14 protein-coding genes are annotated in these 10,884 nt (G+C 65.7%); 11 read left to right on the top strand and 3 right to left on the bottom strand.

Annotation, left to right across the window (positions count from 1 at the left end):
- Positions 1 to 68 precede the first annotated feature (68 nt).
- Positions 69 to 740, top strand: coding sequence for a Tim44/TimA family putative adaptor protein (locus AAG799_RS20305; RefSeq protein WP_341898719.1), 672 nt, complete (start codon positions 69 to 71; stop codon positions 738 to 740).
- A 25-nt stretch (positions 741 to 765) separates the two neighbouring features.
- On the top strand, positions 766 to 1,983 hold the full coding sequence (locus AAG799_RS20300) for an MltA domain-containing protein (RefSeq protein ID WP_341898717.1): 1,218 nt from the start codon (positions 766 to 768) through the stop codon (positions 1,981 to 1,983).
- A gap of 6 nt (positions 1,984 to 1,989) precedes the next feature.
- Here AAG799_RS20300 and AAG799_RS20295 read toward each other — a convergent pair whose 3' ends face one another.
- Entirely contained in the window at positions 1,990 to 2,523 is a 534-nt protein-coding gene (locus AAG799_RS20295) for a PAS domain-containing protein (RefSeq protein ID WP_341898716.1), read from the bottom strand.
- A 152-nt stretch (positions 2,524 to 2,675) separates the two neighbouring features.
- Between AAG799_RS20295 and AAG799_RS20290 the strand changes: the two genes are divergently transcribed.
- Positions 2,676 to 3,227, top strand: a complete 552-nt coding sequence (locus tag AAG799_RS20290; RefSeq protein ID WP_341898714.1) for an N-acetyltransferase family protein — start codon at positions 2,676 to 2,678, stop codon at positions 3,225 to 3,227.
- Between the two features lie 12 nt (positions 3,228 to 3,239).
- Here AAG799_RS20290 and AAG799_RS20285 read toward each other — a convergent pair whose 3' ends face one another.
- Positions 3,240 to 3,443: a DUF1127 domain-containing protein gene (locus tag AAG799_RS20285; RefSeq protein WP_341898713.1), complete on the bottom strand. Its 204-nt coding sequence runs from the start codon at positions 3,441 to 3,443 to the stop codon at positions 3,240 to 3,242.
- 106 nt (positions 3,444 to 3,549) lie between these two features.
- On the opposite strand from AAG799_RS20285, the gene AAG799_RS20280 reads away from it, so the two are divergent.
- From AAG799_RS20280 to AAG799_RS20245, 8 genes are all read left to right on the top strand, one after another.
- Positions 3,550 to 4,452, top strand: a complete 903-nt coding sequence (locus AAG799_RS20280; protein WP_341898711.1) for a LysR substrate-binding domain-containing protein — start codon at positions 3,550 to 3,552, stop codon at positions 4,450 to 4,452.
- A gap of 77 nt (positions 4,453 to 4,529) precedes the next feature.
- Positions 4,530 to 5,231, top strand: a complete 702-nt coding sequence (locus AAG799_RS20275; RefSeq protein ID WP_341898710.1) for a FadR/GntR family transcriptional regulator — start codon at positions 4,530 to 4,532, stop codon at positions 5,229 to 5,231.
- A 20-nt stretch (positions 5,232 to 5,251) separates the two neighbouring features.
- Positions 5,252 to 6,022: a (Fe-S)-binding protein gene (locus tag AAG799_RS20270; RefSeq protein WP_341898709.1), complete on the top strand. Its 771-nt coding sequence runs from the start codon at positions 5,252 to 5,254 to the stop codon at positions 6,020 to 6,022.
- 10 nt (positions 6,023 to 6,032) lie between these two features.
- Complete coding sequence (locus AAG799_RS20265) at positions 6,033 to 7,478, top strand: LutB/LldF family L-lactate oxidation iron-sulfur protein (protein ID WP_341898708.1); 1,446 nt, start codon at positions 6,033 to 6,035, stop codon at positions 7,476 to 7,478.
- A 1-nt stretch (position 7,479) separates the two neighbouring features.
- A complete protein-coding gene (locus tag AAG799_RS20260) occupies positions 7,480 to 8,166 on the top strand; it encodes an LUD domain-containing protein (RefSeq protein WP_341898706.1) in 687 nt (228 codons plus the stop codon).
- Positions 8,156 to 8,743, top strand: coding sequence for a Smr/MutS family protein (locus tag AAG799_RS20255; protein WP_341898705.1), 588 nt, complete (start codon positions 8,156 to 8,158; stop codon positions 8,741 to 8,743). The genes AAG799_RS20260 and AAG799_RS20255 overlap by 11 nt, the downstream gene beginning before the upstream one ends.
- 17 nt (positions 8,744 to 8,760) lie before the next feature.
- Entirely contained in the window at positions 8,761 to 9,339 is a 579-nt protein-coding gene (locus tag AAG799_RS20250; RefSeq protein WP_341898704.1) for a hypothetical protein, read from the top strand.
- A 106-nt stretch (positions 9,340 to 9,445) separates the two neighbouring features.
- On the top strand, positions 9,446 to 10,534 hold the full coding sequence (locus AAG799_RS20245) for a M14 family metallopeptidase (RefSeq protein ID WP_341898702.1): 1,089 nt from the start codon (positions 9,446 to 9,448) through the stop codon (positions 10,532 to 10,534).
- An 8-nt stretch (positions 10,535 to 10,542) separates the two neighbouring features.
- Here AAG799_RS20245 and AAG799_RS20240 read toward each other — a convergent pair.
- On the bottom strand, positions 10,543 to 10,884 hold a 342-nt coding region (locus AAG799_RS20240), incomplete at its 5' end, for a transporter substrate-binding domain-containing protein (RefSeq protein ID WP_341898701.1).

Here is a 10,884-nt window from a genome sequence, read left to right as displayed (position 1 = left end):
GCGGCATGGCTGGACCGCCTCAGGCGGCGGGGGTAAAATTCCCAAAACAGGGATATCAGGCAATTCAAATGGGTGACGGTTTCCAGTTCCTCGACATTCTGCTGCTTGGCGCCATTGCCGGCTTCATCGCCCTGCGCCTGCGCGCCGTGCTGGGCCAGCGCACCGGCCATGAACAGAAACGCCGCAGGCCGCCCTTTGCCGACAAGGATGGCAAGGAGGTCGAGGCCGGCGACGACAATGTGGTGGCCCTGCCGCCGCGCGGCGATGCCGCCCCCCCTGCCGACCCGGCCCAGGAGGCCGCGCTGGCGCCGCTGCGTGCCGCGGATCCGAATTTCGATGCCGCCGAGTTTCTCGGCGGGGCCAAGGCCGCCTATGAAATGGTGGTGACCGCTTTTGCCGCCGGCGACAAGGAGGCCCTGCGCCCGCTGCTGTCGCGCGAGGTCTTTGCCGATTTCGCCGGCGCCATCGACGAACGCGCCAAGCGCAACGAAACGGTGGAGACCACCTTTGTCGGCCTGCGCGGCGCCACGATCATCGAGAGTCAGGTGAACAACCGCATCGGTGAAGTGACGGTGAAATTCGAATCTGAGCTGATCAGCGTGACCAAGGATGCCCAGAGTCATGTGATCAGCGGCCATGCCAACAGCGTCGAACAGGTCACCGATATCTGGACCTTTGCCCGCGATACCAAGTCGCGCGATCCGAACTGGACGCTGATCGCCACCTCGGCGCCGAACTGAGTTTGGTCTTGTGATGCGCCCGCGAATGAAGCGCGCTGGGTGGCGCTGCCTCGCGTTTCTCGGCCTGCTCTGCTTCGCGGCCTGCGCCCCCAAGCCGCCGCCGGCGCCACCGGCCCTGGCCTTCCGTGCCGCGGCGTTTTCCGATCTGCCCGGCTATGCCGCCGATCGCGTCTCCGAGGCCCTGCCGGCCCTGGTGCGCTCCTGCGCGCGCATGACCCCGCGCAACGAGCGTGCGCTCGATGGCATGGATCGGTATGGCAGCGGCAATGACTGGAAAGCCTTCTGCGCGGCGCTGGCCGCGCTGCCGCCCGGCAGCGATGCGGCCCTGCGGCGCCTGATCGAGACCGAATTGCAGCCGGTCGCCGTGATCGGCGATGGCAAGGCAGAGGGGCTGTTCACCGGCTATTATGAACCGCTGGTGCGCGGCAGCCGCCAGAAGCAGGGCCGCTATACCGTGCCGCTGTATCGCCAGCCGCCCGATCTGGTGCAGGTGGACCTGGGTGAATTCCGCGACAGCCTGAAGGGCCAGCGTATTGCCGGCCGGGTGCGCGACGGCCGCCTGCGGCCCTATGAGGACCGCGGCCAGATCGATGCCGGCGCATTGGCGAACAAGAATCTGGAGCTGGTCTGGCTCGATGATTCAGCCGATGCCTTCTTCCTGCAGGTGCAGGGTTCAGGGCTGGTGCAGCTCGATACCGGCGCCAAAACCCGCGTCGGCTTCGCGGCGCAGAACGGCCACGCTTACGTCGCCATTGGCCGGGTGATGATCGATCGTGGCACCATCAGCCGCGAGGATGTCTCGATGCAGGCGATCCGCGCCTGGCTGCGCGCCAATCCCGATGCTGCACCCGAGTTGCTGAAACAGAATCCGTCTTACGTGTTTTTCCGCGAACTGCCGGCGCCGAAGGATGATCTCGATGGCCCGCCGGGCGCCCAGGGCGTGGCCCTGGTGCCGGGTCGCAGCCTGGCGGTGGACCGCAGCCACCATGCGCTCGGCCTGCCGCTGTGGCTCGATGCCCAGCGGCCGGCATTGCCCGCATCGGCTTCCGGAGGCGACAAACCACTGCAGCGCCTGATGGTGGCACAGGATACCGGCGGCGCCATCCGCGGCGCGGTGCGCGGCGATGTGTTCTGGGGCGCGGGCGCGGAGGCCGAAAGCGTGGCCGGCCGCATGAAGCATCCGGGCCGCTTCTGGCTGCTGCTGCCAAAGGCCGTGGCGGCGAAGCTCGTCGCCCTGTCTTAAAGCGTCCTACTCGAAACCCACAAAGGCGCCGGCGCCGAAGATGGTGTCGATGGTGACGCCATCGGCAGCCAGCGGCGCATGCAGGCCTTCATACTGCAGCCAGTCCTTGTTGTGGATCCAGCTCACCTGGCCCCGATTGATCACCGGGGCCCGCCGCCGCGCCACGGCGGCATAGAGGCGGGTGAATTCGGCCGCCACTGCGGCCGGGAAGATATCGTCGATCATCCGGCCGACCAGGCCGGTGCCGTAGATATCGACATGCTTCTCGCCCAGCAGGCGGATGCGAAAGCGCAGGCGCCCGGCTGTGCTGCCCGGCACCACATCGATCAGGTAGATATGCGGCAGCAGGCTGCGGATTTCGAGCGGATCGAGGTCGCGCCGCGCCGGCAGCCGCCCATCCGGTGCCCGCTTGGACTCCCAGTAGCGCAGCAACTGCTGCAGCACGGGGGAGTCCGGCTGCGGCGTGTCGGCCGCGCCGGTGGCGTTGAAACGCAAGCCGGTGGCATCGGAAGGTTGCGGCAACGGGGACGGGCTGTTCATCGCCCCACTCTGGGTGTTAACCACGGCCCCGACAAGTGAATTTCCGGATATGTGCCCGATATCAACGGCTTCCGGTACAGGATCTGGCTTGATGATTTCGCGGCGGCCGGCCCCGTGGCATAGTGGCGGCTACGCCCATTGCTGGATCTGCCATGTCTGCCTCTCCCGTCATCATCCGCGCCTCCGACGAGCGCGACCTTCCCGCCATCACCGCCATCTACGGCCATCATGTGAAGCACGGCTTCGGCAGCTTCGAGGAAGTGCCACCAGATGCCGCCGAAATCGGCCGCCGTCGCGCCGATATCCTGGCCAAGGGGCTTCCTTATTTGGTGGCCGAGCTGGATGGCCATGTGGTCGGCTATGCCTATGCCAGCGCCTATCGCCCGCGCATCGCCTACCGGTTCTCGGTCGAGGATTCGATCTATGTCGCGCCCGATGCGCCGCGCCGGGGGATCGGCCGCGCCCTGCTGGAAAACCTGATCGCGCGCTGCAGCGCGCAGGGCTATCGCCAGATGGTGGCGGTGATCGGCGATACGCGGAATCTCGGCTCGATCGGTCTGCATGCGGCGCTCGGCTTCCGCGTCGTCGGCACGCTGCCCTCGATCGGCTTCAAGCATGGCCGCTGGGTCGACAGCGTGTTCATGCAGCGTCCGCTCGGGCCGGGCGACAGCGCCTTGCCAAGCGCCCCGACCAAACCCGATTAAAGGCCGGCCGGCCTAGTATTCCGGATAGCCGCGCTTCTGGTCGGCCCGGGTCAGGCCGATATCGCGCAGCCGGCTGTCATCCAGCTCGTAGAGCGCGGTCAGGCTGCGCTGATAGGCGGCGCGGGCCTTATGGGCCTTCCACAGAGAGTTGAGCAAACGGCATAGAAAGAGCGTGCTGCCCTGCGCGATCCGCGCGGGCAGTGAGAGACTGGACATCACCAGAAACCTCGCAATACAGGGCTGCTTTACGGGTGCAGTCTACGCTTGCGGGCTTGCCGGACCAGCCGCTTTCTGCTCACCTGTCTGTCAGGAAAACTCACAGATGCGCCCGCTACCCCCGCTCAATGCCCTGCGCGCCTTCGAGGCCACGGTGCGGCTTGGCAGCCTGACCAGGGCGGCCGAGGAACTCGGCGTCACCCATGGTGCCATCAGCCGCCATATCCAGACGCTGGAAGGCTTTCTCGGCATCAAGCTGTTCCAGCCGTCCGGTCGCGGCCGCGTGCCGACGCCGCGTGCCGCCACCTACTTTGCCGATGTGCATGCCTCGCTGGATCGTCTGGCCGGCGCCACCGAACGCATGCGCGAGCCCACCGCGATGCGGGTGCTGCGCGTTTCCACGCTGGCAACATTCGCAATGCGCTGGCTGATCCCGCGGCTTTCGGCCTTCCAGATGGCGCATCCGCAGGTCGAGGTGCGGCTGATGACCTCGGCGACGCCATCGCTGGAACAGATCGACGGCGATTTCGATGTGGTGATCCGCCGCCACCAGATGCACAAGCCGGGCTTTGCCTGCCAGCAGTTCCTGCTCGAGCGCAATCTTCCGGTTGCGGCGCCGGCCCTGCTCGAACGGCATCCGATCAAAACTGCGCGCGATCTGTTGACCGCGCCGCTGCTGCATTGCGATTCAAAACCCTTTGCCTGGACCGAATGGTTCACCGCGGCCGGCATCCGGCGCAGCCAGGTGCCCACGGCAGGGGCGCGGTTCGAGAATTACTATTTCACGCTGGAGGCAGCGGCGCGGGGCTTAGGCTTCGCCGTCGGCGCCCTGCCGCTGATCGATGACGACCTGTCTGCCGGGCGGCTGGTGGCGCCGCTCAGCGGGCCGATTGCGCTGTCAGATGGCTATCACGTGCTCTATCCGGCCAACCGCAGCAAGGGCAGTGTGATGCAGTTCGTCGCCTGGCTGATCGAACAGGGCGGCGCCGGCGAAACCGCCGTCAGTTGAGACTGGTTCTCACGTTGATATAACAGGATAATCCAGATAACTTGTCAGGCAGGTTACCGCCAGCATGACAGCCCGGAATGACAGTCCTGTCCGATATCCGCCTGCCCGTTCGCGCCGAGACTCCCTCGCTGGTCGAGAGCCTCGCAGATGCCCTGTTGCAGCCGATCCTGGCCGGCGCCTGGCGTCCGCATGACCGGCTGCCGTCTGAACATGCCCTGGCCGAACAGCATCATGTCAGCCGCGCCGTGGTGCGCGAGGCGATCGCCCGGCTGAAATCCGATGGCTATGTCGAAACCCGCCAGGGCAAGGGCGCCTTTGTCGCTGCTGCACCCGGCGGCAAGGCTTTCCGCCTCGACAGTGCCGGCGATGACGACCATCTGCTGGAGCTGCGCGCGCTGATCGAGGCCGATTGCGCAGCGCTTGCCGCCGAACGCCATACCGAGCGCGACCTGCGCAATCTGCGCGCGGCCCAGGCGGCGATGCGCGATGCGGTGGCCGCCGGCGGCCTGGGCCTGGCTGAGGATATCCGCTTTCATGATGTGCTGGCCGAGGCCGCGCATAATCCGGCCTTGCGCCGCTTCGCCGCGTTCATCGGCCGCCATGCGCGCGAGGCGATGCAGCTGGCACGGCTGTCGCAGCTGCGCGAACAGAACCGCCTGGCCGAGATCGAGGCCGAGCATGGCGCCATCATCGCCGCGGTGGAACGCCGCGATCCACAGGCGGCGCGCGCCGCCCTGCAAAACCATATCGCCGGCGGCCTGCGCCGCCATGGCCTGTAGTCATCGCCCCGGAGACCAGCATGTCGTCCATTGATTCAAAACCTCGCGTTGCCCTGTTTGTCACCTGCCTCGTCGACCTGTTCCGGCCCAGTGTCGGCTTCGCCACCATCAAGCTGCTGGAAGATGCCGGCTGTGTGGTGAGCGTGCCCGAGGCGCAGGTCTGTTGCGGCCAGCCGGCCTATAATTCCGGCGACCGCAAGGACACGGTGGCGATTGCCAAACAGGTGATCGAGGCGTTTGAGGATTACGATTACGTGGTGGCGCCGAGCGGCTCCTGCGGCGGCATGATCAAGGATCATTACCCGGCGCTGTTCGCTGCCGAACCTGACTGGCAGCGCCGCGCCGAGGATCTGTCGGCCCGCATGTTCGAGCTGACCAGTTTCCTGGTCGATGTTTTGAAAGCCGATCCGGTGGCGGCAAAACTGGAGGCAAAAGTCACCTATCACGATTCCTGTTCGGGCCTGCGCGAACTTGGCGTGAAGGCGCAGCCGCGCGCCCTGCTCGGCAGCGTCGCTGGCGTCGAGCTGGTGGAAATGCAGACGCCGGAAACCTGCTGCGGCTTCGGCGGCACCTTCTGCGTCAAATACGGCGAGGTCTCCACCGATATCGTCAGCCGCAAGACAACAGATATCAACGCCACCGGCGCCGACCTGCTGCTGGCCGGCGATATGGGCTGCCTGCTCAACATGGCGGGCAGGCTGAAACGCGAGGGCAGTAGCATTCAGGTGCGCCATGTGGCCGAGGTGCTGGCCGGCATGACCGATACGCCGGCCATCGGCGAGAGCAAGTGAGGGCGACGCCATGAGCATGGAAGTCACCAGCCAGAATTTCGAAGCCAATGCCGCCAAGGCGCTGCGCGACCCCAACCTGCGCAAGGCCATGGGCATCATCAGCGGCCCGATGGCAAGCCGCCGCGTCGAGACCGCGCGCGAACTGCCGGAATTCGAGGCCCTGCGCGACGAAGGCGTCAAGATCAAGAATCATGTGCTGCAGCATATCGATCTTTACCTGGAAAAATTCGAGCAGCAGCTCACCGCGCGCGGCGGCAAGCTGCACTGGTGCCGCACGCCACGCGAGGCGCGCGAAACTGTGCTGGCGCTGTGCCGCTCGCGCGATGCCAAGATCGTCACCAAGGGCAAGTCGATGGTGACAGAGGAAATCGGCCTGAACGATTTCCTGCTCGAACACGGCATCACGCCGGTGGAAACCGATCTGGGCGAATACATCATCCAGCTGGCGCATGAACCACCCAGCCACATCATTGGCCCGGCCCTGCACAAGACGCGCGAACAGATCGCCGAACTGTTCGAGGATCATCATCCGGATTACGAGCTGAACGGCAAGAAGGCCGGCACGCGCTCGACCGAGCCGCAGGTGCTGGTCACCGAGGCGCGCAGCGTGCTGCGCGACACCTACTTCAAGGCCGATGTCGGTATCACCGGGGCCAATTTCCTGATCGCGGAAACCGGCGCCACCGTGATCGTCACCAACGAAGGCAATGGCGACCTGACCCAGTCACTGCCGAAAATGCATATCGCGGTGTCCAGCATCGAGAAGGTGATTCCCAATCTGGAAGACCTTTCCACCATCCTGCGCGTTCTGGCGCGTTCGGCCACCGGCCAGGAGATGAGCTGCTACACCACGCTCTCCTGCGGTCCGAAGCGGCCAGAAGACATCGACGGCCCGGAAGAATTCCATGTCGTGCTGGTCGATAACGGCCGCAGCGAAATGCTCGGCACCGCGTTGCAGCCGCTGTTGCGCTGCATCCGCTGCGGCGCCTGCATGAACAACTGCCCGGTCTATCATTCGGTTGGCGGCCATGCCTATGGCTGGGTCTATCCCGGCCCGATCGGTGCGGCGCTCGATCCGCATATGATCGGCCTGGAGACGGCGCGGCATTTGCCCAATGCCTCCACCTTCTGCGGTAAATGCGAGGAGGTCTGTCCGATGCGCATTCCGCTGCCCGATATCATGCGGCATTGGCGCGAGCTGGCGCATGAGCAGCAGATCACCCCGCCCTTGCAGCGCTGGGGCATCGAGGCCTGGGCCTTTGCCGCACGGCATCCCTGGCTCTACCGGCTCGGTGCATGCGTGGCCATCGCCGCGCTGAAGCTGCTGGGCAAGGACAAGGGCCGCATTGCCAGCCTGCCGCTCGCTTCGGGCTGGACCGATGGCCGCGACTTCCCGGCGCCGCAATCAGCCGAGACCTTCATGAGCCAGTACAAGTCCAAGAAGAAGGCGGCCTGAGATGAGCAGCTCCCGCGACCGCATTTTTGCCACCCTGCGCGCCGGCCTGAAACACACGGTGGATGATCCGGCACGGCCGGCCGCCGTGGCCGAACGCATTGCCAGCCATCCGCGCAACCTGCTGCCCAAGCGCGCCCAGCTGCCCCATGCCGAACAGGTGGCGCTGTTCACCGCCAAGGTGGAGGCGCTGACCGTTACCGTCGACAGCGTCGCCGGCACTGCGGATGTGCCGGGCAAGATCGTCGATTACCTCGCCCGCCATAACCTGCCGTCGCAGCTGCGCGTCTCACCCGACCCCCTGCTGCAGGGCATGCCCTGGGGCGAGCGGCCGATGCTGCAGGTGGATTACGGCCATGGTCGCAGCCAGGATCTGGTCAGCGTGACGCCGGCTTTTGCCGCTATTGCCGAGACCGGCACCCTGATGCTGCATTCCTCCAGCACGACGCCGACCACGCTGCACTTCGTGCCCGACCACCATATCGTGGTGCTGAAGCAGAGCCAGGTCACCGGCACGCTGGAAGAGGCCTTCCAGCGTCTGCGCGACAAGCTGGGTGATGTGAACAACTGGCCGCGGACCGTCAATTTCGTCACCGGGCCGTCGCGCACCGCCGATATCGAAGGCGTGCCGGTGCTCGGCGCCCATGGACCGCGGCGCCTGCATATCGTACTCATCGCGGATGGTTCGTAAGACGACGATCAAGCCCACCCCGCTGGTGCCCGATGGCGACGCCTGGCAGCAGGTGGCGCAGGCCGCGCGCCCGCTGAAGAAGGCTGCGAATATCGTGCCGCAGCCGCTGGCGCCGCTGCCCAAGGTCTACAAGCCCGAGGGCGCGGGGGCTGCGGCCTATGCGAAGGCCGAGGCGAAACAGAAAGCGCCGCTGGCGCATGGCAGGCATTCGGACAAGCCGGCGCCGCAGATGGACAAGCGGCTGAAGCAGCGTTTCCAGCGCGGCGAGCTGCCGATCGATGGCCGCCTCGACCTGCATGGCCTCACATTGGCCAATGCCGAACGCGCGCTCAGCAAGCTGATCCGCGACTGCGTGGCACAGCAGAAGCGCTGCCTGCTGGTGATCACCGGCAAGGGCACCTCGCGGGATATCGAGACCGGGCCGTTTCAGGGCCGCGGCGTGCTGCGGTCGTGGCTGCCGGAATATCTGCGGCGCGGGCCGTGGCGCGACCAGATCCTGGGCGTGACGCCGGCGCGGCAGGAGATGGGCGGCGCTGGCGCGTTTTATGTTCTGCTGCGGCGGCAGAGAGACAGTTGACTATGGAGATGAACCGCATGCTGCGTCTGCCCGTTCTTCTGCTAGCCGCCGTTTTGGCCGGGTGCTCCGCTGTTGGTGTCATCGCATCGTCCGACCCACGGGTGAAGGTCGGACAGGCCGAAGAGATGCAGCGGCAGGGCCGCATCTTCCGCGCCAAGCAGCTTTTGGACGAGGCGGCCGTCATTGCCCAGAAAGATGGTAACGAGGTCAGCACAGCCGAGGTCTATCGCGGCTACGGACTCTTTTATCGCGACGGCGGCAGCGGCGAAGCCATTCTCGCCATGCCCGGTCGTTCCGGCACGGCGACGGGTGAGGGTTTTGCCAAGGCACAGGACTATTTCGCGCAGGCCGCGGTGCTATTCGAGAAGCACAAGGTGTATGACCGGCTCTCCAACGTGCATTTCCTCATGGCGCAGATATCCAATCGCACGAATGACAAAGCCGCCGCCTGCGCATCGCTGGACCAGAGTCTTGTCGCCAATCGGCAAGCGATGGCTGCCCATCCGGATCGGAAAATCGTGCTGCTGCCCGGCATCGGATCCTTTGAAGAGGGTATTACCCGCGCGAAATCGGAAATCGGCTGCCCGGCGGCATAACGATTCCGCTGAGCCAATCCGGACCAATCCGCTCACGCTTGCCAAGCCGGCGCCTGCGGCAGAAAGTCGGCATGATTTTTGTTGTCCCCTTGTGCAGGCCAGCCCCATGTCGATTCACGCCCACTTCTCGCCCGATTACGCCACCGCGCGGCAGACTTTCCTCAGTGCGGCGAAAAACGCCGGCGCCGAACTCGCGCACTACCAGCATCCGCTGAAGGGCATTGCCGGCGAAGACCTGTTCACCGATCTCGCCTGGATCGGGCCGAAGGATGCGCGCGCCGTGCTGGTCACCGTGTCGGGCACCCATGGCATCGAAGGCTATTATGGCTCGGGCTGCCAGGTCGGCTGGCTGCAGGACGGCCATGCGGCCAAGCTGCCGGCCAATACTGCGATGCTGTCGATCCATGGCAGCAACCCCTACGGCTTCTCCTGGGGCCGCCGGGTCAATGAAGACAACATGGACATCAACCGCAACTTCATCGATTTCGCCACCAAGGCGCCGCCGGCCAATCCGGCCTATGCCGAGGTGCATGACTGGCTGGTGCCGCAGAGCTGGGATGCCGGTATCGCGGCGAACATCCAGACGAAGATTGCCGACTACTATGCCCGCGTCGGCGCCAGGGCGGCCACGGCCGCCATCGTCGGCGGCCAGCACAGCCATGCCGACGGCATCTTCTATGGCGGCACCCAGGCCTGCTGGTCGCATCGCACCATCAAGGCCATCGCGGAAAAATATCTTGCCACCGCAAAACGCATCTGCGTTCTGGACTATCACACCGGGCTGGGCCCGTTCGGCTATTCGGAAATGATCTGCCGCCATCCGGTGGACTCGGACTCGCTGAACCTGGCGCGCGCCTGGTTCGGTGATGCCGTCACCTCGCCGGCCATGGGCCAGTCGGACTCGCCGGTGATCGAGGGCAACCTGCGTATGGGCATCGCGCGCTTCTGCAGTCAGGCCACCGTGGTGGCCAGCGCCATCGAGGTCGGCACGCTGTCATCGGAAGAGGTCCGGCTCTCGGTGATCGCCGACAACTGGCTGCATCTGCGCGGCGATGTGTTCTCAGCCCAGGGCAAGCAGATCAAGGCGCAGATCCGTGCCGCCTTCTATCCCGACAACGACGAATGGCGCGGCCTGTGCTATCCGCGCGCGGTGCAGATCCAGCAGCAGGCGCTGACCGGGCTGGCGCAGGCGTAAGACCCGGCCTAGCCGAATGGCTGCGCCGCTTCCCAGCGGCGCAGCACCTCGTCATAAACGCCGTTGCGCCGGATTTCCGTCAGGCCGCGATTGAAGGTCACGCAATCCTCAGGCTGCTGGAAGGCGACGCCATAGGGCGTGGGCGGAAAGATGTCATGCTCGGTCAGGGCAGGCGTCACATCGACACCGGCCTCGGGGCTGCGCATCAGATGGCGGAATATGCGGCGCTCGGCCAGCACCACATCGGTGCGGCCGGAAAACAGCGCGCGCACCTGCAGCATCTGGTTGGCCACCTCGCGATAGCGCGCCGGATTGCGCTGCAGACCCGCGACCTCCCGTCCCAGCACCAC

The sequence above is a fragment of the Ferrovibrio terrae genome, assembly GCF_943371255.1.
In the GTDB taxonomy this organism is placed as follows: Bacteria; Pseudomonadota; Alphaproteobacteria; order Ferrovibrionales; family Ferrovibrionaceae; genus Ferrovibrio; species Ferrovibrio terrae_B.
Note: the sequence above shows the minus strand (reverse complement) of the source record. Positions and strands in the feature narration are given on the sequence as shown.

Excerpts from the sequence above, each read along its gene's own strand:
- AAG799_RS20290 (WP_341898714.1), top strand. The coding sequence starts at position 2,676 with ATGTCTGCCTCTCCCGTCATCATCCGCGCCTCCGACGAGCGCGACCTT.
- AAG799_RS20300 (WP_341898717.1), top strand. The coding sequence starts at position 766 with ATGAAGCGCGCTGGGTGGCGCTGCCTCGCGTTTCTCGGCCTGCTCTGC.
- AAG799_RS20305 (WP_341898719.1), top strand. The coding sequence starts at position 69 with ATGGGTGACGGTTTCCAGTTCCTCGACATTCTGCTGCTTGGCGCCATT.
- AAG799_RS20265 (WP_341898708.1), top strand. The coding sequence starts at position 6,033 with ATGAGCATGGAAGTCACCAGCCAGAATTTCGAAGCCAATGCCGCCAAG.
- AAG799_RS20245 (WP_341898702.1), top strand. The coding sequence starts at position 9,446 with ATGTCGATTCACGCCCACTTCTCGCCCGATTACGCCACCGCGCGGCAG.
- AAG799_RS20270 (WP_341898709.1), top strand. The coding sequence starts at position 5,252 with ATGTCGTCCATTGATTCAAAACCTCGCGTTGCCCTGTTTGTCACCTGC.
- AAG799_RS20250 (WP_341898704.1), top strand. The coding sequence starts at position 8,761 with ATGCTGCGTCTGCCCGTTCTTCTGCTAGCCGCCGTTTTGGCCGGGTGC.
- AAG799_RS20275 (WP_341898710.1), top strand. The coding sequence starts at position 4,530 with ATGACAGTCCTGTCCGATATCCGCCTGCCCGTTCGCGCCGAGACTCCC.
- AAG799_RS20295 (WP_341898716.1), bottom strand. The coding sequence starts at position 2,523 with ATGAACAGCCCGTCCCCGTTGCCGCAACCTTCCGATGCCACCGGCTTG.
- AAG799_RS20255 (WP_341898705.1), top strand. The coding sequence starts at position 8,156 with ATGGTTCGTAAGACGACGATCAAGCCCACCCCGCTGGTGCCCGATGGC.
- AAG799_RS20260 (WP_341898706.1), top strand. The coding sequence starts at position 7,480 with ATGAGCAGCTCCCGCGACCGCATTTTTGCCACCCTGCGCGCCGGCCTG.
- AAG799_RS20280 (WP_341898711.1), top strand. The coding sequence starts at position 3,550 with ATGCGCCCGCTACCCCCGCTCAATGCCCTGCGCGCCTTCGAGGCCACG.
- AAG799_RS20285 (WP_341898713.1), bottom strand. The coding sequence starts at position 3,443 with ATGTCCAGTCTCTCACTGCCCGCGCGGATCGCGCAGGGCAGCACGCTC.